The organism is Sphingomonas sp. (genome assembly GCF_017745215.1).
In the GTDB taxonomy this organism is placed as follows: domain Bacteria; phylum Pseudomonadota; class Alphaproteobacteria; order Sphingomonadales; family Sphingomonadaceae; genus Sphingomonas.
In genome coordinates, this window is record NZ_JAGHZV010000007.1 from 21,487 (window position 1) to 41,541 (window position 20,055).

General features: G+C 69.6%; 22 protein-coding genes. 10 read left to right on the top strand and 12 right to left on the bottom strand.

What is annotated here, in order from left to right; genetic code table 11:
• Positions 1-22 precede the first annotated feature (22 nt).
• Positions 23-820: an SDR family oxidoreductase gene (locus J7495_RS08760; protein WP_294056101.1), complete on the bottom strand. Its 798-nt coding sequence runs from the start codon at positions 818-820 to the stop codon at positions 23-25.
• A gap of 61 nt (positions 821-881) precedes the next feature.
• Here J7495_RS08760 and J7495_RS08765 point away from each other — a divergent pair, with 61 nt between their 5' ends.
• From J7495_RS08765 to J7495_RS08790, 6 genes are all read left to right on the top strand, one after another.
• Positions 882-1,664 (top strand): ATP-binding cassette domain-containing protein, encoded by a 783-nt coding sequence (locus J7495_RS08765; RefSeq protein ID WP_294056102.1) that lies wholly within the window; start codon positions 882-884, stop codon positions 1,662-1,664.
• On the top strand, positions 1,661-3,190 hold the full coding sequence (locus J7495_RS08770) for an ABC transporter permease/substrate-binding protein (RefSeq protein WP_294056103.1): 1,530 nt from the start codon (positions 1,661-1,663) through the stop codon (positions 3,188-3,190). The genes J7495_RS08765 and J7495_RS08770 overlap by 4 nt, the downstream gene beginning before the upstream one ends.
• A 130-nt stretch (positions 3,191-3,320) precedes the next feature.
• A complete protein-coding gene (locus tag J7495_RS08775) occupies positions 3,321-4,145 on the top strand; it encodes a hypothetical protein (protein ID WP_294056104.1) in 825 nt (274 codons plus the stop codon).
• Between the two features lie 83 nt (positions 4,146-4,228).
• Positions 4,229-6,706 (top strand): glycoside hydrolase family 3 protein, encoded by a 2,478-nt coding sequence (locus J7495_RS08780; RefSeq protein ID WP_294056105.1) that lies wholly within the window; start codon positions 4,229-4,231, stop codon positions 6,704-6,706.
• A gap of 141 nt (positions 6,707-6,847) precedes the next feature.
• The gene (locus J7495_RS08785) at positions 6,848-8,041 is read left to right on the top strand and encodes a glycoside hydrolase family 27 protein (RefSeq protein ID WP_294056106.1); all 1,194 of its coding nucleotides are present in this window, start codon (positions 6,848-6,850) and stop codon (positions 8,039-8,041) included.
• Positions 8,038-9,657, top strand: coding sequence for a DUF5597 domain-containing protein (locus J7495_RS08790; protein ID WP_294056107.1), 1,620 nt, complete (start codon positions 8,038-8,040; stop codon positions 9,655-9,657). The genes J7495_RS08785 and J7495_RS08790 overlap by 4 nt, the downstream gene beginning before the upstream one ends.
• Before the next feature lie 37 nt (positions 9,658-9,694).
• Here J7495_RS08790 and J7495_RS08795 read toward each other — a convergent pair whose 3' ends face one another.
• Positions 9,695-10,054: a 4a-hydroxytetrahydrobiopterin dehydratase gene (locus J7495_RS08795; RefSeq protein WP_294056108.1), complete on the bottom strand. Its 360-nt coding sequence runs from the start codon at positions 10,052-10,054 to the stop codon at positions 9,695-9,697.
• Between J7495_RS08795 and J7495_RS08800 the strand changes: the two genes are divergently transcribed.
• Genes J7495_RS08800 through J7495_RS08810 form a run of 3 tightly spaced genes read left to right on the top strand, consistent with a single transcriptional unit; the run spans position 10,037 to position 11,663 of the window.
• The gene (locus J7495_RS08800) at positions 10,037-10,447 is read left to right on the top strand and encodes a metallopeptidase family protein (RefSeq protein WP_294056109.1); all 411 of its coding nucleotides are present in this window, start codon (positions 10,037-10,039) and stop codon (positions 10,445-10,447) included. The two genes, J7495_RS08795 and J7495_RS08800, sit on opposite strands and share 18 nt — an antisense overlap.
• Positions 10,444-11,022 (top strand): heme ABC exporter ATP-binding protein CcmA, encoded by a 579-nt coding sequence (ccmA, locus tag J7495_RS08805; protein WP_294056110.1) that lies wholly within the window; start codon positions 10,444-10,446, stop codon positions 11,020-11,022. The genes J7495_RS08800 and ccmA overlap by 4 nt, the downstream gene beginning before the upstream one ends.
• Positions 11,023-11,039: 17 nt before the next feature.
• Positions 11,040-11,663: a heme exporter protein CcmB gene (locus J7495_RS08810; RefSeq protein WP_294056297.1), complete on the top strand. Its 624-nt coding sequence runs from the start codon at positions 11,040-11,042 to the stop codon at positions 11,661-11,663.
• On the opposite strand, the gene J7495_RS08815 is transcribed toward J7495_RS08810, so the two are convergent.
• Positions 11,660-12,493, bottom strand: a complete 834-nt coding sequence (locus tag J7495_RS08815) for a helix-turn-helix transcriptional regulator (protein ID WP_294056111.1) — start codon at positions 12,491-12,493, stop codon at positions 11,660-11,662. The two genes, J7495_RS08810 and J7495_RS08815, sit on opposite strands and share 4 nt — an antisense overlap.
• A 99-nt stretch (positions 12,494-12,592) precedes the next feature.
• On the opposite strand from J7495_RS08815, the gene J7495_RS08820 reads away from it, so the two are divergent.
• Positions 12,593-13,486, top strand: a complete 894-nt coding sequence (locus tag J7495_RS08820) for an SDR family oxidoreductase (RefSeq protein ID WP_294056112.1) — start codon at positions 12,593-12,595, stop codon at positions 13,484-13,486.
• 1 nt (position 13,487) lies between these two features.
• On the opposite strand, the gene J7495_RS08825 is transcribed toward J7495_RS08820, so the two are convergent.
• From J7495_RS08825 to J7495_RS08865, 9 genes are all read right to left on the bottom strand, one after another.
• Entirely contained in the window at positions 13,488-14,357 is an 870-nt protein-coding gene (locus J7495_RS08825; protein WP_294056113.1) for a class I SAM-dependent methyltransferase, read from the bottom strand.
• An 8-nt stretch (positions 14,358-14,365) separates the two neighbouring features.
• Positions 14,366-15,757, bottom strand: a complete 1,392-nt coding sequence (thrC, locus tag J7495_RS08830) for a threonine synthase (RefSeq protein ID WP_294056114.1) — start codon at positions 15,755-15,757, stop codon at positions 14,366-14,368.
• Between the two features lie 165 nt (positions 15,758-15,922).
• Positions 15,923-16,537 carry an SURF1 family protein gene (locus tag J7495_RS08835; protein ID WP_294056115.1) on the bottom strand — a complete coding sequence of 205 codons (615 nt, stop codon included), beginning with the start codon at positions 16,535-16,537 and terminating at the stop codon, positions 15,923-15,925.
• Positions 16,537-16,905 (bottom strand): DUF983 domain-containing protein, encoded by a 369-nt coding sequence (locus tag J7495_RS08840; protein WP_294056116.1) that lies wholly within the window; start codon positions 16,903-16,905, stop codon positions 16,537-16,539. Before J7495_RS08840 ends, J7495_RS08835 begins: the two co-directional genes overlap by 1 nt.
• Positions 16,902-17,408, bottom strand: a complete 507-nt coding sequence (locus J7495_RS08845; RefSeq protein ID WP_294056117.1) for a DUF3291 domain-containing protein — start codon at positions 17,406-17,408, stop codon at positions 16,902-16,904. Before J7495_RS08845 ends, J7495_RS08840 begins: the two co-directional genes overlap by 4 nt.
• Before the next feature lie 10 nt (positions 17,409-17,418).
• Positions 17,419-18,300 (bottom strand): cytochrome c oxidase subunit 3, encoded by an 882-nt coding sequence (locus J7495_RS08850; RefSeq protein ID WP_294056118.1) that lies wholly within the window; start codon positions 18,298-18,300, stop codon positions 17,419-17,421.
• Between the two features lie 33 nt (positions 18,301-18,333).
• Entirely contained in the window at positions 18,334-18,867 is a 534-nt protein-coding gene (locus J7495_RS08855; protein ID WP_294056119.1) for a cytochrome c oxidase assembly protein, read from the bottom strand.
• The gene (locus J7495_RS08860; protein ID WP_294056304.1) at positions 18,867-19,052 is read right to left on the bottom strand and encodes a hypothetical protein; all 186 of its coding nucleotides are present in this window, start codon (positions 19,050-19,052) and stop codon (positions 18,867-18,869) included. Before J7495_RS08860 ends, J7495_RS08855 begins: the two co-directional genes overlap by 1 nt.
• Entirely contained in the window at positions 19,049-19,963 is a 915-nt protein-coding gene (locus J7495_RS08865; RefSeq protein ID WP_294056120.1) for a heme o synthase, read from the bottom strand. Before J7495_RS08865 ends, J7495_RS08860 begins: the two co-directional genes overlap by 4 nt.
• Positions 19,964-20,055 lie beyond the last annotated feature (92 nt).

The following is a 20,055-nucleotide window of genomic DNA, read 5'->3' on the forward strand; positions in this document are numbered from 1 at the left end:
AAAGCCCGGATGCGGGGCGAAGTCAAATATCCATCCCCATCCGCCGCCGCGTCTGCTTGCGGATCGCGCCGGGCATCCAGCGCGCGGCGAAGGCGAGGCGCCTGGCGGTCTTGCCGACCAGCGCATGGACCTTGTCGTTGTGGACCGAATCCCACACCGCCTGCGCCACCGTGTCGAGCGGCGTGAACTCGAGCCCCGCCGCCTTCACGCTCTCGCGCGCGGTGCGGTTCGAGCCGTGGCTCAACGTGTCGAGCAGTGGCGTGTCGATGAAGCTCGGCATCAGCACATGCGCCTTGATCCCCTCGGCCGCCCATTCGCCGTCGAGCGCCTCGGTCAGCCCGCGTACCGCGAATTTGGTCGCGGCGTAGAGCGCCAGCCCCGCCGATCCGTAGATCGCCGCCGCGCTCGCGGTGTTGACCAGCGCCGCGCCGCCCGGGGTCGCCTTGAGGAAGGGATAGCCGATCCGCGCGCCGTTGATCACGCCGGTGAGGTTGATGCCGACGATCCGGTCGATGTCCTCGAAGCTGGTCGTCGCGAACTCGCCGCCCACCGCGATGCCGGCATTGTTGAACAGCACGTCGAGCCGCCCGCCGCTGAGTGCCGTGAAGGCGCCGAGCGATTCCTGCCACTGGTGGCGGTCGCGCACGTCCATCACATGCGTCGAGATCCTGTCGGGCGCGAAGCCCGCGCGTGCCGCTTCCAGCCCCGCGGCGTTGACGTCGGCGAGGCCCACGCGCCAGCCCTTCGACGCGAACAGCTTCGCGACCGCAAGCCCGATTCCCGAGGCGCCACCGGTGATGAAAATCGCTTTCTCTGCCATACCCACTCCTCGAATCCGGGCTCTTTGACCTTTGCCCCGTCATCCCGCACAAACGGCGGCGATGCCAGAGCAAACGCGCAGCGTGACCTTCGAAAATGTCGGCAAGCGTTACGCGGGCGGCGTGGCGGCGGTCGACGGCGTATCGCTCGAAGTGGCGGGCGGCAGCTTCGTCGCGCTGGTGGGCGCCTCCGGATCGGGCAAGTCGACGCTGCTCAAGATGGTCAACCGGCTGATCGAGCCGAGCGCGGGCAGAGTCCTGATCGGCGGCGAGGACGTGAGCGCCGTCCCTGCGCCGCAGCTCCGGCGGCGGATCGGCTACGTCTTCCAGAACACCGGCCTATTCCCGCACCTGAGCGTCGGCGAGAACATCGCGGTGCCGCTGCGCCTCGCCGGTTCCAGCAGCAGGGACGGGCGCGACACGGCTGCCCGAGTCGCCGAGCTGCTCGACCTCGTCGAGCTGCCGCGTGAGATGGCGGGGCGGATGCCCGATGCGCTGTCGGGCGGGCAGCGCCAGCGCGTCGGCGTGGCGCGCGCGCTCGCCTCGGCGCCGCGGCTGATGCTGATGGACGAGCCGTTCGGCGCGCTCGACCCGGTCACGCGCGACGCGCTCGGCAAGGCGATCCGCGCGCTCCACGACCGCATCGGCCTCACCACGATCATGGTCACCCACGACATGGCCGAGGCGCTGCTCCTCGCCGATCGCGTGCTGGTGATGGAGGCGGGCCGCGTGGTGGCCGACGCTTCCCCAAACGAACTGCTCGCCGGCAAGGGCGGGCCGGCGGCGGATGCGCTGGTCGCGGTACCGCGCGAGCAGGCGCACCGGCTGGCGGAGCTGGAACGATGACCGCCGCCTTCGCGCGCGTCCCCGAGCTGCTCGCCCAGCACCTCCTGCTCGCCTTTGCGGCGATGCTGCTGGGGCTGGTGATCAGCGTGCCGCTCGCGATCCTTTCGGCGCGCAACAAGGCGGTCGGCCGTATCGCGCTCGGCTTCGCGAGCCTCGTCCAGACGATCCCCAGCCTCGCACTGCTCGCGCTCTTCTATCCGATCCTGCTGTCGCTCTCGGCCCTGGTCGGCGGCGGCATCCCGGCGCTGGGCTTCCTGCCCTCGCTGCTCGCGCTGATGCTCTATGCGCTGCTGCCGATCCTGAGGAACGGCGTCACCGGCCTCGCCACTCTCGACCCCGCCGTGCTCGAGGCGGCCGACGGCGTGGGGATGACGCCGTGGCAGAAGCTGCTCTGGGTCGAGGCGCCGCTGGTCGCGCCGGTGCTGATGGCCGGGATCCGCACCGCCGCGGTGTGGACGATCGGCGCGGCGACGCTCGCCACCACCGTCGGCCAGCCGAGCCTCGGCGACCTGATCTTCGCCGGCCTCCAGACGCAGAACTGGACGCTCGTCCTCGCCGGCTGCATCGCCGCGGCGGGGCTGGCGCTCGCGGTCGATGCGCTGCTCGGGCTCGCGGAATATGGCATCGCGCGGCGCAAGCGCATCCTCGTCTGGGCGAGCCTCGGCACGCTCGCCGCCGCGCTGCTCGTCGCGCTGACGCCGGTCCTCCCCGGCGGGCAGAAGACCGTCGTCGTCGGCGCCAAGGGCTTCTCCGAACAATATATCCTCGCGCGGCTGATCGGCCACCGGCTCGAGGCGGCGGGGTACAAGGTCCAGTATCGCGAGGGGCTGGGCTCGGTCGTCGCCTTCGCCGCGCTCGCGAGCGGCGACGTCGACGTCTATGTCGATTATTCGGGCACGATCTGGACCAACGAGATGAAGCGCACCGATGTGCCCCCGCGCGATGCGATCGTCGCGGGCGTCGGCCAATGGGCGAGGGCGCAGCATGGCGTGACGCTGCTCGGCTCGCTGGGCTTCGAGAACGCCTATGCCTTCGCGATGCGCGGCGCCGATGCGAAGCGGCTCGGGATCGTCTCGCTCGCCGATCTCGCGCGCCATGCCCCCGCGCTGGACCTCGCCACCGACGTCGAGTTCCTCGAGCGGCCCGAATGGAAGGCGGTGCGCACCGCCTATGGGCTGAGCTTCAAATCGGCGCATCCCTATCAGCCGACCTTCATGTACCGCGCGCTCGAAAGCGGCGAGGCGGACGTGATCCCTGCCTTCTCCTCCGACGGGCGGATCGCCGCGGACAGGCTCGCGGTGCTGAGCGATCCCAAGGGCGCAATCCCAGGCTATGACGCGATCCTGCTGCTCGCTCCGGCGCGCGCCAACGATCCGCGCTTCCAGGCGGCGCTCGAGCCGCTGGTCGGCGCGATTCCCGTGGAGGCGATGCGCGAAGCCAATTACCGGGTGGACCGCGACCAGGCGAAGGCGAGCCCCGACGCCGCCGCGCGCTGGCTCGAGCAGCGCATCGGGCGGGTGCCCTGATCTCCACAAGCCGTCATCCCGGCGAAAGCCGGGACCCAGGGTTGCGGAGGGCGTTGCTTGCGGCCCTGGGTCCCGGCTTTCGCCGGGATGACGATTCAAAGTAGATGGCTGGACAGAAGGGAGGCATTCGATGCCCAAAGCACTGTCGATCGCCGCGCTGCTCGCAACCGCCGCCGCCACGCCCGCCGCGGCGCAGCGCTGGGTGCCCGAGGCGGGCACGCACGCCTATCGCTACGAGTCGGTCCAGCACATCCCGAGCCAGCCCGATCGCGGCGCGCGGATCGACTATGACCTGGTCGCCGACGGCAAGGGCGGCGCCGTCGCCGTGGTCCGCGCCGTCTGGAAAAGCGAAGGCGGGACCTACACTCCGATCGCAGTCGACGATCCCTGCCGCACCGCGCTCCACGCCGGCGCCGGCGAACTCGCCCGCGTCACGCTTTACCCGATCTCGAAGCAAACCGCCGAGACGCTCGGCGCCGACTTCATGGCGCTCTGCGCCCCGCGCGAGCTCTATTTCTCGATGACCGACCTGCTCAACCTCGCCCTCATCCAGGCCTCGCCGCAATTCGGCCTCGCGAGCCTCGCCAAGCCCGGTGACTCGCAGCGCTTCGAGCCCTTCAGGATCGTGCAGGACCGGCTCGGCATCACCACCGACAGCCAGGCGGCGGGCGGCACCACGCGCTTCGCCGCGCTCGACGGCGGCATCGCCGCGATCGACTGGGCACCCGATTCGATGACGATCAGCTTTACCGACCGCACCGCCATCCCCGGTCGCGAGCTCCTCATCGAAGGCACCGGCCATTTCGGCTTCCGCGTCGAGATCGACCGCGCCACCGGCACGATGCTGCGCGCGCATACCACCACCAACCGCTTCGACGTGGTGGTCAACGTGCCCGACGCGCCGCCCATCCCGATGACCTTCACCAGCGAGGTCACGGTCGGTCCCCGGCCCTGAAATCCGACAACGTTGACGCGCGGGCTGGCAATCCGCGCGCGAATCGGTATCCAAGGTTAGCGATAACAATCTGCAGGAGAGGGATGATGCGGCTGGGCATGGCGCTGTTGCTGGGGACCACGGTTCTGGTCGGAGCCCCCGCGCTCGCAGGACCCGACACGAGCGACAAGGCCGCCACCGGCCCCACCGTCGCGCATCCCGAACAATGGCCCCAGGCCAAGAGCCCCGACCTCGTCGATCCCGAGACCGAGGCGTTCGTCACAGCGCTGATCAAGAAGATGTCGATCGAGGAGAAGGTCGGCCAGATCGTCCAGGCCGACATCAGCTACATCAAGCCCGAGGACCTGAGGAAATACCCGCTCGGCTCGATCCTCGCGGGCGGCAACTCGCCCCCGCTCGGCGGCGACGACCGGCATGCGCCGCAGGAAGCCTGGGTGAAGACCGCCCGGGACTTCCGCGCCGTCGCGATGGAGGACCGGCCGGGCAACCTCAAGATCCCGCTGATCTTCGGCATCGACGCGGTCCACGGCAACGCCAACGTCAACGGCGCGACGATCTTCCCGCACAATGTCGGGCTCGGCGCGATGCACGATCCCAAGCTGATGCGCCGCATCGGCGAAGTCACCGCGGCCGAGACCGCCGCCTCGGGGATCGAGTGGGCATTCGGCCCCACGCTCACCGTGCCGCAGAACGACCGCTGGGGCCGCACCTATGAAGGCTATTCGGAAGACCCCGCGCTGGTCGCCTCCTATGCCGGCGAGATGGTGATCGGCCTGCAGGGCGCGCCGGGCACGAAGGATCGCATCCAGAAGGGCTATGTCGCGGCCTCTTCCAAGCATTTCATGGGCGACGGCGGCACGACCGACGGCATCGACCAGGGCAACACCCAGGTCGACGAAGCGACCTTCGCGCGCATCCACGGCGCCGGCTATCCGCCCGCGATCGACGCCGGCACGATGACGGTGATGGCGTCGTACAACAGCTGGAACGGCGCCAAGATGCACGGCAACAAGTCGCTGCTCACCGGCGTGCTCAAGGGGCGGATGGGCTTCGACGGCTTCGTCGTCGGCGACTGGAACGCGCACGGCCAGATTCCCGGCTGCAAGACCACCGATTGCCCGGCGACGATCAACGCCGGCCTCGACATGGTGATGGCGCCCGACGGCTGGCGCGAGCTGTTCGACAACACCGTGCGCGAAGTGAAGAAGGGCAAGATCCCGATGGCGCGCGTCGATGACGCGGTGCGCCGGATCCTGCGCGTCAAGGTCAAGCTGGGGCTGTTCGATCCCGCCCGCCCGCTCGAGGGCAAGCCGCTGCTCGGCACGCCGGAGCATCGCGCGGTGGCGCGCGAGGCGGTCGCCGAATCGCTTGTGCTGCTCAAGAACAACGGCGTGCTGCCGGTGAAGGCGAGCGCCAACGTGCTCGTCGCCGGCGCAGCCGCCGATTCGATGCAGATGCAGACTGGCGGCTGGACGCTGAGCTGGCAGGGCGACGGCAACCCCAACGATCTCTTCCCCGGCGGCACGACGATCTGGAAGGGCATCCGGGACGCCGTCGCGGCCGGCGGCGGCAAGGCGACGCTCTCGGCCGACGGCAGCTTCGCGGAGAAGCCCGATGTCGCGATCGTGGTGTTCGGCGAGCAGCCCTATGCCGAGATGCGCGGCGACATCCGCACGCTCGAGTTCCAGCCCGGCGACAAGCAGGCGCTGGCATTGCTCAAGAAGCTCAAGGCCGCGGGGATCCCCACCGTCTCGGTGTTCCTCTCCGGCCGCCCGCTCTGGGTGAACCCCGAGCTCAACGCTTCGGACGGCTTCGTGGCAGCCTGGCTGCCGGGCAGCGAAGGCAATGGCATCGCCGACGTGATCGTCGGCGACGGCATCGGCCGCCCCCGCCGCGACTTCGTCGGCTCGCTCTCGTACAGCTGGCCCAAGACCGCGGGCCAGTTCGTGCTCAACAAGGGCCAGGCGAACTACGATCCGCAGTTCGCGCTCGGCTATGGCCTGTCCTACGCCAGGCCCGGTGCCGTCGGCGCGCTGAGCGAGGAATCGGGGGTCGATGCCTCGATGGCCAACACCAGCGTCTTCTATTCGCGCGGCGCGACCCCCGCGCCGTTCAGCTTCGCGACCGACAGCCAGGTGACGCGCGCCGTCGCCGAGGGCCAGGCGCAGCAGGAAGGTGCGGTCAAGCTGAGCTGGCCGAGCGGTCCCGCGACCGTCCGCATCGGCGGCACCAGCGGGCTAGACCTCACGCGCGAAGCGAACGGCGACGTCTCGCTGCGCCTCACCTACAAGCTCGACACGCCCGCCACCGGCCCGGTGAAGCTCCGCATGGAAGGCGGCGCCAACAAGGGCGCGATCGACGCCACCAGCCTCTTCACCGGCCAGACCGGCGAGTGGCGCAGCGTCAACATCTTCCTCAAATGCTACGTCCAGAACGGCGTCGACCTGACCAGGGTCAGCGCACCCTTCGTGATCGAAGCCTCGGGGCCGCTTGTGTTCACACTGGCCGAGGCGCGGCTGGTCTCCGATCCGAACAATTCGGTGTGCCCGGGCGGAAAATAGGCGCCATCCGCTACCCGACCCGTCACCCCGGCCTTGTGCCGGGGGCCACCGGACGGCAAGGGCTGGACAAGAAGCTCAGCGGCAGCCCGCGCGGCTGCGTGGGCCCCGGCACAGGGCCGGGGTGACGGCAAAGGGAGGACGATGCTGCGCATCCTTGCAATGGTCTTGGCCTTTCTCGTCGCTGTGCCGGCTGCCGCGCAGGACAAGCTCCCGCCCCCACGCGCCGCCAACGGCCTCGCGCTCACGCCGCCGATGGGCTGGAACAGCTGGAACAAGTTCGCCTGCAACGTCGACGAGGCGCTGATCCGCCGCACCGCCGATTCGATCGTATCCTCGGGCATGCGCGACGCGGGCTACACCTATGTCGTGATCGACGATTGCTGGCACGGGCAGCGCGACGCGCACGGCGACATCCAGCCCGATCCCAAGCGCTTCCCCAGCGGCATGAAGGCGCTCGGCGACTATATCCATTCGAAGGGCCTCAAGTTCGGCATCTATTCGGATGCCGGCGCGCATACCTGCGGGGGCCGCCCGGGCAGCCAGGGGCATGAATATCAGGACGCCGCCCAATATGCCGCCTGGGGCGTCGACTATCTGAAGTACGACTGGTGCGAGACCTTCACCCGCGACGCGCGGGAAGCCTATACCACGATGAGCGACGCGCTGCGCGCCACCGGCAGGCCGATCGTCCTCTCGATGTGCGAATGGGGGCACAGCAAGCCCTGGCTCTGGGCGCAGGGCACCGGCAACCTCTGGCGCACCACCGGCGACATCTGGGACAGCTGGGACAGGAACGACCCCGCGCACAGCTGGGCGCATCCGGTGACCGACATCCTCGATCGCAACGCCGATCTCCACCCCTATGCGGGGCCCGGCGGCTGGAACGATCCCGACATGCTCGAGGTCGGTAACGGCGGGATGAGCGACGACGAATATCGCGCGCATTTCGCGCTCTGGGCGATGCTTGCAGCCCCTCTGATGGCAGGCAACGACATCGCCGGCATGTCGCCCGCGACGCACGCGATCCTCACCAACGCCGAGATCATCGCGATCGACCAGGACCCGCTCGGCCGGCAGGCGCGGCGCGTCTGGAAGCAGGGCGACCTCGAGATCTGGGCGCGCCCGCTCGCCGACGGCAGCCGCGCAGTGGCGCTGCTCAACCGCGGCCCGGCCCCTGCATCGATCCGGGTCGACTGGCTCCAGCTCGCCTATCCCGCCGCGACCAGGGCGAGCGTCCGCGACCTCTGGGCGCACCGCGACCTAGGCCGCATGACCGGCGGCTACGAGACTCAGGTGCGCAGCCACGCCGCCGTCGTGCTCAAGGTGATGCCATGATCCGCAGGCTGCTCGCGCTCGTCGCGGCGCTGCTCCTCGCCGCCCCCGCCGCCGCGCAGGAACTGCCGCGGCTGGTCAGCGCCAACGGCCGCCACGCGCTGTTCGTCGATGGCGCGCCCTATTTGATGCTCGGCATCCAGGCGAATAATTCGAGCAACGCGGTGACGATGCTCCCGCGCGTCTGGCCGATGGCCGAGCGGCTCCACGCCAACACGCTCGAGATCCCCGTCGCCTGGGAGCAGATCGAGCCGGTCGAGGGACAGTTCGACTTCACCTATGTCGATGCGCTGCTCGCCCAGGCGCGCCAGCACAAGCTCCGCCTCGTGCTGCTCTGGTTCGCGACCTGGAAGAACGGCAACGGCACCTACGCGCCCGAATGGGTGAAGACCGACACCGCGCGCTTCCCGCGCAACCGCAGCCTGACGGGTTCGCACCACGCGCTCTCGCCCTTCGGCAAGGCGACGCTCGCCGCGGACAAGCGCGCCTTCGCGGCGCTGATGCAGCACCTCAAGGATCGCGACAAGCCGAACACGGTGATCATGGTCCAGGTCGAGAACGAGGCCGGCACCTGGGGCCTCGCCCGCGATCATTCGCCGGAAGCCGACGCGCTGTTCGAAGGGCCGGTGCCCGACGCGCTGGTGACGAAGCTCGGCAAGCAGCCCGGCACCTGGCGCCAAGTGTTCGGCAAGATCGCCGACCAGGCCTTCTCGACCTGGTATACCGCGCGCTATATCGACGAGATCGCCGCGGCCGGAAAGGCGATCAAGCCGCTGCCGATGTACTGCAATTCGGCGCTGAGCGACCCGTTCACCCCCGAGCCCGACGGCGCCGCGACTCCCTCGGGCGGGCCCAACTGGAACGTCATCGCGATCTTCCGCGCCGCCGCGCCCAGCATCGATCTCGTCGCGCCCGACATCTACAACCGCGACTGGAAGACCTATCTCGCCTATCTCGACGCCTATCAGCGCCCGGACAATGCGCTGTTCGTCCCCGAGACCGGCAATGCGATCGACTATGCCCGCTTCTTCTGGCCAGTGGTCGGCCGTGGCGCGATCGGCTTCTCGCCCTTCGGCATGGATGGCGACGATTATTCCAACTATCCGCTCGGCGCCAAGTCGCTCGACGACGCGACGGTCGAGGCCTTCGCCGCCAACTACCGCCTGTTCGAGCCCATCGCGCAGATCTGGGCGAAGCTCGCCTTCGAGCACCCCGGCTGGGGCGCCGCCAAGGGCCCCGACGCCGCCGCGCAGTCGACCGTGATGGGCGACTGGAAGGTCACCGCCCAGTTCGAGCAATGGCAGTTCGGCGAGCCCGAATGGACCTGGCAGCAAGTCGATCCGCACCCGACCAAGGGCAAGCCGCTGGGCGGCGGGCTGGTGCTCCAGCTGGCGCCGGACGAGTTCCTCGTCGCGGGCAGCTGGGTCCGCCTCCGCTTCGCGCTCGCGAATCCCGCCAAGGGCCAGCAGTCGCAGCTGCTCCGCGTCGAGCAGGGCAGCTTCGACGCCGCGGGCAATTGGGTGCCGCACCATGTCTGGAACGGCGACCAGATCGACTATGGCCTCAACTTCACCGACAAGCCGGTGCTGCTCAAGGTGCGGCTGAACAAGTGGCAGTAAGCCGCGCTCGCCCCGCCGGGATGACGCCGGGCTGACGTCAGCCCGCCACCAGCGCGTCGATCGCCTGGGCCATCTGGATGTCGCGGGTGGAAAGCCCGTCGGCGTCGTGCGTGGTGAGGAGAATGTCGACCCGGTTCCACACGTTGGACCACTCGGGGTGGTGATCCGCCTTCTCGGCCATCAGCGCGACGCGCGTCATGAAGCCGAACGCTTCGTTGAAGTCCTTGAAGGTGAAGCGGCGCGTGATCGCGTCGCGCTCGGGGTCGTGCGTCCAGTCGGGCAGCGAGGCGAGCGCCTCGTCGCGATGTCCGTCCGTCAGCCGCGCAACCATTCCGACTCTCCTTGCGATACACGCCGTGTCCCGCCTATGCCGCGATCCATGCGCGGACAAGTCCATGCGCCCGATGCGGCGACGATCGAGCGGCTGGCCCGCGAAGCGCTCGCGCGCATCCCCGAGCCGTTCCAGTCCTACCTCGCCGACGTCGTGCTGGTGGTCGAGGATTTCGCCGACGACGAGACGCTCGACGCGCTCGACATCGACGATCCGCTGGACCTGAGCGGGCTCTACCACGGCCGGCCGGTCGGGCAGAAATCCTCGTTCGATTCGGGCGCGCTGCCCGATCGCATCCACCTCTATCGCTTGCCGATCCTCCACGAATGGGCCGCGACGGGGGTGAGCCTCGAGAGCCTCGTCAACCATGTCGTGGTGCACGAGGTCGGCCATCATTTCGGGCTTTCCGACGACGACATGCACGCGCTCGAGGAGTCGGGCGAGGACGCTGCCGAGTGACGCTCGAGCTGCTGGCGTTCGAAGGCGTCGCGTGCGTGCGCGGCGGGCGGACGCTGTTCGAAGGGCTGAGCTTCGCGCTGGCACCGGGCGAGGCGCTGCTGGTGACGGGCGCCAATGGCGCGGGCAAGTCGAGCCTGGTGCGGATTGCCGCAGGCTTGCTGCAGCCCGCGGCAGGCACGGTGCGCCGCGGCCTTCTTCCCGCGCTGCTCGCCGAGCAGGCCGCGCTCGATCCCGAGCTGCCGCTGGCCGAGGCGCTGGCCTATTGGATGGGTATCGACGGGCGCGGCGGCGTCGCCGAGGCGAGGCTCGCGCTCGGCTGGTTCCAGCTCGCGCATCTCGCGGAGGTGGCGGTACGCTATCTTTCGACCGGCCAACGCCGCCGAGCGGGGCTGGCGCGCGTGTTCGCGGCCGGCAAGCCGCTCTGGCTGCTCGACGAGCCGGCGAACGGGCTCGACGCCGAATCGGTGCGCGTGCTCGAGGCGCGGTTGATGCAGCATCGCGCCGCTGGTGGCGCCGCGCTGGTGGCGACGCATCTGCCGATAGCGCTCCCCGATGCGCGCGAGATTGCGCTGTGAGCCCGCTCGTCGCGATCATGCTGCGCGAGCTGCGACGCGCCTGGACGGGCGGCGGGCTGGTGCTGCCGATCGCCTTCTTCCTGCTCGTCTCGATCCTCTTCCCGTTCGCGATCGGGCCCGACGCCAAACTGCTCGCGCGCGTCGGCAGCGGCGTGATCTGGGCAGCGGCGCTGCTCGCCGCGCTGCTTCCGGTCGAGCGGCTGGTCGCGCCCGATGCCGAGAGCGGCGTGCTCGACCAGTTCGCGGTGCGCGGGATTTCCGCCAGCGCGGTTGCGGCGGCGAAGATGGCCGGGCACTGGCTCGGCTTCGGTCCCGCGCTGCTTGCCGCGAGCGTGGTCGCTGCGGCCTTGCTGCACCTCGATGGCGCAGCATTGCTCCGCATCGAGCTGGCGCTGGCGATCGGCACGCCGGGGCTCGCAGCGCTCGGCATCGCCACCGCTGCGCTGGTGAGTGGCCTCCGCGGCGCGGGTGCGCTCGCCGGGCTGGTGATGCTGCCCTTCGCGGTCCCGCTGCTGATCTTCGGCGCGGGCGCGACCGGCGACGATCCCAGCGCGCTCAAGCTGCTTGCAGCGCTGAGCCTGTTGCTCGTCGCGGGATGCCCGATCGTCGCGGGCGCGGCGATCCGGATGGGGCGGAGCTAGCCGATGAGCCTGGCGATCTTGGCCGCATCGGCTTCGCTTGCGGGATTGTAGACGAGCATCGTCAGGTCGGGCCGCCCGTCGACGAGGAAGGCCGAATATTCGAGCGAGAGCGCACCGAGTTCGGGGTGGCGGAGCTGCTTCACGCCCTCGCCATAATGGTGCATCCCCGGCTCGCGCCACATCGCCGCGAACTCGGGGCTGGGGGCCGAGAGCTCGTCGACCAGCGGCTGGATCAACTCGCTCCCGCCCGCGCGCGCGGCGTCGACGCGAAAGGCGCTCACCACGAAGCGCGCCACGCTTTCCCAGTCGAACTGGTGCGCGCGCACGCGCGGATCGCAGAAGATCAGCCACAGGATGTTGCGGTCCTCGGGCGGCAGCCGGCCATAGTCGGTGAGCACCGCCGCCGCCGCGCGGTTCCAGGCGACGACATCCCAGGTGAGCGTCTTGATCATCGCGGGGCTGAGTGTCAGCGCGTCGAGCACGCGCTGGAGCCGCGGCGAGACGCCGTCGGTCGGGCGGTAGCGCACCTCCGGCGCGCGGCCGAGGCCGACGAGGAAGAGATGCTCGCGCTCGGCGTCGGTCAGCAGCAGCGCCTGGGCGATACGCTCGAGCACGTCCGCGGAGGGCGCGCCGCCGCGGCCCTGCTCGAGCCAGGTGTACCAGGTGGCGCTGATGTGTGCGCGCTGGGCGACTTCCTCGCGCCTCAGCCCCGGCGTGCGGCGCCGGCCGGGCGGCAGGCCGAAGGCGGCGGGATCGAGCCGGGTGCGGCGGTCCTTGAGGAAGGCGCCCAGCCGACTCTCGGGGCGGCTCTCGGCAGGCAGGCTGGCCATGGACGATCCTGTTGAAGGTTATACCTGTATAACGTCACTACTTTAACAGGATGACTTGGCGGCGCATAGGGTCGGCCTATCCCCCAAGGAGACTCTCCCATGCGTGTGTTCGTAACCGGCGCGACCGGGTTCGTCGGCTCGGCCGTGGTCGCGGAATTGATCGGCGCGGGCCATCAGGTGGTGGGCCTGGTGCGCTCCGAAGCCAAGGCGCCGGCGCTCGCCGCGGCGGGCGCGGAAGTGTTGCTCGGCTCGATCGGCGACGCGGAGTTGCTGCAGAATGCTGCGGCCGCGGCGGACGGCGTGATCCACACCGCCTTCAACCACGACTTCTCACGCTATGCCGAGAACGCCGCCGAGGACCATCGCGCGATCCTGGCGCTGGGCGAGGGGCTGGTCGGCACCGCCAAGCCGCTGCTGGTGACCGCGGGCACCGCGCTGGTGCGTCAGGGGCCGACCGCGACCGAAGCCGATCCGCACTGGCCGCGCAGCGAGCGGATGCCGCGTGCGTCGGAGGATGCCGCCGAGGCGCTCGCGGCGCGGGGCGTGCATGCCGGCACCGTCCGCCTGCCGCCGTCGACGCATGGCGTGGGTGATCACGGCTTCGTGCGCATCCTCCATGATCTCGCGAAGCGGACCGGTGTCTCGGCCTATCCCGGCGACGGCGCGAACCGCTGGTCGTCGGGCCATCGCCGCGACGCCGCGCGAGTCTATCGCCTCGCGCTCGAACATGGCGGGCTGGGCGGGCCGTTCCATGCGATCGCCGAGGAAGGCGTGCCGATGCGCGCGATCGCGGAGGTGATCGGGGCGAAGCTGGGCGTGCCGGTGGTCTCGAAGTCGCCGGAGGAAGCCGCCGAGCATTTCGGCTGGTTCGCGATGTTCGCGAGCGCCGACCTGCCGACCTCGAGCGCCCACACGCGCGCGCTACTCGGCTGGGAACCGCGGGAATTGGGGCTGCTCGAGGATCTGGCGCAGGCGGATTATTTCGAGGATTAAGCTAGCGGCTCCACCGCGCGAAGATCGCCGTCGGGAGCAGCAGCCCGCGCGCTTCCTCACGCACCGCGAGTTCGCCGCACTCCACCTTGCCGCCCAGGTCGGCGAGATGCTGCTGCAGCAATTCGCCGATCGCGAGCGCCGACATGCGCACCGCATAGACGGTGAGGAACAGGAAGCGCGACTCGGCGTCGAGCAGGCGGCGGCAGTCGGCGATGAGGCCGGGAAGCGATTCCTCGAGCTTCCAGACCTCCCCGCCGGGCCCGCGGCCCCACTTCGGCGGATCGAGGATGATCCCGTCGTAGCGCCGGCCGCGCCGCACTTCCCGCGCCGCGAACTTCGCGGCGTCGTCGACGATCCAGCGCACCGGCAGTTCGCTCATTCCAGAGAGCGCGGCATTGGCGCGCGCCGCCTCGACCGACTTCTTCGAGGCGTCGACATGCGTGACCTTCGCCCCTTTGGCGGCGAGCGCGAGGCTGCCGACGCCAGTGTAGCCGAAGAGGTTCATGCACTCGGCCGCGTCGAGTCCCGCGATCCGCCCGCGCATCCAGCCCCAGACCGGCGCCATGTCGGGGAAGAAGGCGAGGTGGCGGAAGGGCGTGGTCTGCGCGGTGAAGCGGACTTCCTCCCACGCCAGCGGCCAACCTTCCCTGGGCAGCGGCCTGGTGAAATTCCAGCGTCCGCCGCCGTCCTCGTCCGATCCGGGGATGAACTCGCCGTGCGCGTCCCAGTCGGCACTCGCGGACGCCCAGAGCGCCTGGGGCTCTGGGCGGACGAAGCGGTAACTGCCATAGCGCTCGAGCTTGCGGCCGTGGCCGCTGTCGACCAGGCCGTAATCCGCCCAGGGCTCGCCGGTCAGCGTGACGAGATCCATGGGCCCGCTCAGCCCCTCGGCGTCGCCCGTTCGGCGATATGGGCGCTCACCGCTTCGAAGGTGGCGGGGAGCACGTCATAGCGTTCCTCGCGGTCGAACAGGTCGCCGATGCGGTTGGGCATGCGCGGGCGCGTGCCGGTCGCGCGCTCGACCGCGTCGCGGAACTTGGCGGGGTGTGCGGTCGCCAGCGTGACCATCGGTGCGCCGAGGTCCGCGCGCCGTGCAGCGGCAAGGCCGATCGCGGTGTGGGGATCGAGGATTAAGTCCGAATCGGCTGCCCAGCGCATCGCCTGCGCCATCTCCGCCGCATCGATCCGGTCGCTCGCGAACCAGCGCGCCGCGCCTTGCTGCTGCGCATTGGTGAGCCGCATCGCCTTGCTGGCCTCGAACCCGCGCATCTGCTCGGCAAGCGCGGCGCCGTCGCGAGCGCCGGCGTCGAACAGTAGCCGCTCGAAGTTCGAGCTGACTTGGATGTCCATCGAGGGCGCGGCGGTGGGGGTGACGTCGCCCGCCGAATAATCGCCCGAGGCGATCGCGCGGTGGAGGATGTCGTTGACGTTGGTCGCGACGATCAGCCGGCGGATCGGCAGGCCCATGCGCGCGGCGGCATAGCCGGCGAAGACGTCGCCGAAATTGCCCGTCGGCACCGCGAAGACCGGCGCAACCTGCGGCGCGCCGAGCCGGACGGCGGCGTAGAAATAATAGACGATCTGGGCCATCAGCCGCGCCCAGTTGATCGAGTTGACCGCTGACAGGGTGAAGCGGCCGGCGAAGTCCGGATCGTTGAACATCGCCTTCACCAGCGCCTGGGCGTCGTCGAAGCTGCCTTCGATCGCGATGTTGTGGACGTTGGGGGCGAGCACCGTCGTCATCTGGCGGCGCTGCACGTCGGAGACGCGGCCCTTGGGGTGCAGCATGAAGATGTCGATGCCGTGCCGCCCGGCGACTGCGTCGATCGCGGCGCTGCCAGTGTCGCCCGAGGTCGCGCCGACGATGGTGAGGTGCGTGGTGGTGCCGGTCAGGAACTTCTCGAAGAGCAGCCCGAGCAGCTGGAGCGCGACGTCCTTGAAGGCGAGCGTGGGGCCGTGGAACAGCTCGAGCAGCCAGTGGCGATGGTCGAGCTGGACGAGCGGCGTGACCGCGGCGTGCGAGAAACGGCCATAAGCCTGGGTGCAGAGCTCGCGCAGCTCGGCTTCGGTCAGTGCGTCGCCGACGAAGGGCTGCATCACGCGGACGGCGGTCTCGACATAGGAGAGATCGGCCATCGCGGCGATCTGGTCGGGCGTAAATTGCGGCCAGGCCTCGGGCACGTACAGCCCGCCGTCGCTGGCAAGGCCTGCGAGCGTTACGTCGCGGAAGCCGAGAAGCGGCGCCTGCCCCCTGGTGCTCTGATAGCGCATCCGGCGGGCGTTAGCGGGGTGGCAGGGCGGGGGCAAGGCGAGCGTTGCTTTGGCGTCCCCCAGCAGCGCTTCACACCAGTCCGTCATCCCGGCGAAAGCCGGGACCCAGGGCCGCGAGCGACGTCCTCCGTAACCCTGGCTCCCGGCTTTCGCCGGGATGACGGTTTAGGATTTGGGCTGACTGGCTTGCCGCCGCTTGAGCGCGAGCAGGTAGATCGCCACCGCGATCACCGCGAACAGGAACCATTGCACCGCATAGGCGAGGTGGTTGTTCGGCACGCTGTCGAGCGAGGGCTTCGGCACGGGATTGAGCCCCGGCACGGGGGTATCGGTCACCAGCATCAGCTGCTTGGGCGCACTGCTGAAGAGGCTGACGATCAGCGGGTCGTGCCCCGGCACATGGGTGATCGTGCCCTCGACCGGGCCGCCCTTCCACTGGGGGGTGAATTGCGGATCGCGCGAGGCGCCGACCATCACGAGCAGCGGCGGGCCCTCGGCGCCGGTGCGGCATTCGGCGATCAGCCGGAAGCCGTTCGCGCCGCCGCCCTCGTGCCGCCAGCCGGTGGGTTCGAGGCAGAGCGCGCTCGCGCGGCGGAAGAGATACTGGTCGCCGAGCGGCACGCGCGGGAACGCCATTTCGGGCTTGTCGAAATTGGCCGCAAGCTGGGCGAGCAGCGCTTCCTTCTCCTGTTTGCGCTCGAGTTGCCAGACGCCGAGCGCGATCATCGCCGCGACGGCGAGGCCGACGAGGATCGTGGGGAGGACGGGGAGCCGCGGCATCAGGGCCGGTCCTTGATCCGCCCCTCGGCGGCGGCGCGGCGATATTCGATCGCGAGCAGCGCGGCCTTGGCGAGTCGCTGCGAGAAGACGACGAGGAACGTCGCGAGCGGAATCCACAGGATCGCGTGCACCAGCAGCCCAGGCGACCAGTTGAGCTCGACCACCGCGGCGAGCAGCACGATGATCCCGCCGATCACCATCGTCAGGATCGCCGCGGGGCCGTCGCCGACATTGAAGCTCGAATAGTCGAGCCCGCAGTTGCTGCAGTTGTCGGCGAAGCGGATCACACCGGCGAACAGCGTCTTGGCGCCGCAGCGCGGGCAGAGCCCGCCGATCGCGCATTGCGTGAGCGTGGGGGCGTCAGTCACGCGGTGCCGACGCACCAGGGATCGGGCTGCATGTCGACGGGCGCGCCGCCCATGCCCGGCGCGGGGAAGCGCGTCTTGAAGGTGAAGGCGCGTGGGGTGGGGCCGTAGCGGTCAATCAGCCAGAGCTTGGCGAGCGCATCCTCGATGCTCGGCACGCTGCCCGCCTCGATCCACCACAGCGCCTGGTAGGCGCCGTCCCAGCGCTCGAGCCACTGCCGCCGCTTCGCCATCACCGGCGTATGCGCACTGCGATAGACGAAGGCGAAGAGCGAGTCGGAATCTTCCCACACGCTCATGTTGAGCGCGACCTGCGGATCGGGGGTGGGGGCGAGGTCCATCGCGTCGCCGCTCTCGCCTTGCAGCCGCCAGACGAAGCCCGGAGCCGCATCGGCGAGCGCGTTGACCCGGTCGAGCTCGCGGTAGAATTCCTCGACGCGCGGATCGCCCGCTGGCGCGATCAGCCGGCCGATGTTGGCCTGGGCGATGTGCCAGCGAGGTGTCATCACCGCCGGGTCAGCCGTGGACCGGCGCGCCCCAGCCGCCCCAGACGTAGATCGAGGCGAAGAGGAACAGCCACACCACGTCAACGAAGTGCCAGTACCAGGCCGCCGCCTCGAAGCCGAAATGCTGCTTGGGCGTGAAGTCGCCGCGATAGGCGCGGACCAGGTTCACGATCAGGAAGATCGTGCCGACGATCACGTGGAAGCCGTGGAAGCCGGTCGCCATGAAGAAGGCGCCGCCATAGCTCGAGCCGCCGTCGGCGCTCGCCTGGAAGGGGAAGGGCGCCTCGCTGTATTCATAGGCCTGGAAGCAGCTGAACAGCAGGCCGAGGATGATCGTCAGCCACAGCCCCTTCTTCACCGTGTCGTTCTCGCCGACGCCGATCAGGCCCCACAGGCCCTTCATCGCGCCGCCGCGCTCGCCGTGGATCAGGCCGTGGTGCGCCCAGGTGACCGTGGTGCCCGAGAGCAGCAGGATCATCGTGTTGAGCAACGGGAACTGCCAGGCGTCGAGCACGTGCATGCCCTTGGGCGGCCAGACGCCGCCGACCGCCTCGGCATGGCTGGGGAACAGCGCGAAATCGAACCACGCCCAGAACCAGCCGACGAAGAACATCACTTCGGAGGCGATGAACAGGATCATGCCGTAGCGCAGGTGGAGCTGCACGATCGGCGTATGGTCGCCGCGATGCGCTTCCTTGATCACGTCGGACCACCAGCTGAACATCGTCAGGATCACGCCGGCGAAGCCCAGGCCCAGCACGATCTGCCAGTTGGCCGCCTTGTGCATCCCCATGATCGCACCGCTCGCGAGCGCCAGCGCAGACATCGAGCCGAAGAACGGCCAGATGCTGGGGTTCACGATATGGTACTGGTGGTTCCTCGCTCCGGCCATGACGCTTCCCTGTTGCTCCCTTTGTGCTGTGCCTTAGCCCGGCGTTTTCGCGGAATCCACCGGGTAAAATGTGTACGACAGCGTGATTTCGCTCACGTCGCGCGCGTCCGGATCGTCGAGGATCTTGGGGTCGACGTAGAAGATCACCGGCATGCGCACGCTCTCGCCGGGCTGGAGCGTCTGGCGGGTGAAGCAGAAGCACTGGATCTTGGTGAAATACTTCCCCGCCTGGAAGGGCGTGACGTTGAACGTCGCGGTGCCGGTGACGGGCACGTTCGAGAGGTTCTTCGCGGTGAAGAAGGCCATGTCGCGCCCGCCGATCTCGACGGTCTCGGAGCGGTGCTCGGGCTTGAACTGCCAGGCGAGCCTGGGGCTGACATTGGTGTCGAAGGCGACGGTGACGGTCTTGCCGACGCTGCCCGGCGCGGCGATCCCGCGCTGGGTGGTGCCATTGAGGCCGGTCGCCTGGCAGAAGACGCGGTAGAGCGGTACCGCCGCGAAGCCGAGCCCGGTCATCCCGCAGACGAGCACGCCGGCGAGCAGCGCGGTGCGGAGCTTGCGGTCCATCAGGCGTAGCCTGCGGCGATCTTGACGATCGAGATCGCGAAGATGAGCACGACGAAGCCGGCGAGCAGCCAGGCGGTCACCTTGGCGCGGGCGCGCTGGCGCTCGCGGATCATGTCCTGGCTGATCGGCGCGGGCTGCGGGATTTCGGGGGTCTCGGCGGTCGGCATCGGTGTCTCGTCGGTCATCGCATCAGCCCCGCGTCCAGCGCCACGGCGCCGAACAGCACGAAGAGGTAGAGGATCGAATAGCGGAACAGCCGCTTCTCGGGCGTCATCGCATCCTCGGCGCCGGTGCGGCGGAAGGCGACCTGCGCGGCGAGCGCGGCGAAGACCAGCGTGCCGAGGATCGAGGTCACGCCGTAGATCGCGCCGGTGAGGCCGAGCGGCCAGGGCGCCACTGCGGCGATCGCCATCGGGATGGTGTAGAGCCCGATCTGCGTCCGCGTCGCGCGCTCGCCGGCGACGACCGGGAGCATCGGCACGCCGGCGTTGGCGTAATCGGTCTGGACGAACAGCGCGAGCGCCCAGAAGTGCGGCGGGGTCCACAGGAAGACGAGCGCGAAGAGCAGGATCGGGAGCGTCGCGACGTCGCCGGTCACCGCCGCCCAGCCGATCAGCGGCGGGAAGGCACCGGCGGCGCCGCCGATCACGATGTTCTGCGGCGTCCGGCGCTTGAGCCAGATCGTGTAGATGAAGACGTAGAAGAGGATCGAGACGGTGAGGATCCCGGCGGCGGCGAGGTTGATCGCCAGCCCCATCAGGATCACCGAAAAGGCCGCGAGCCCGACGCCGAAGTGCAGCGCCGACTGACGCTCCATCCGCCCCGCGGGGAGCGGCCGGCCGCGGGTGCGCTTCATCACCGCGTCGATGTCGGCTTCGTACCATTGGTTGAGCGCCCCCGCCGCGCCCGCGCCGAGCGCGATGCAGAGGATCGCGGTGAAGCCGAGCACCGGGTGGATGTGCCCCGGCGCGGCAAGCATGCCGCAGAGGCCGGTGAAGACGACGAGCGTCATCACCCGGGGCTTGGTGAGCGCCAGGAAGTCGCGCCAGTCGGCAGGAAGCGCGGCTGCGGCCGCGGGCGGGCTGGTGGTGGTCATAGGCCTGCTGGCCCTATAGGCGCAGCCGGCGAGCGGGGGAAGCCGGGATTCGGTTCGCCTTGTCCAGCCCTCTCCGTCGTCATCCCGGCGAA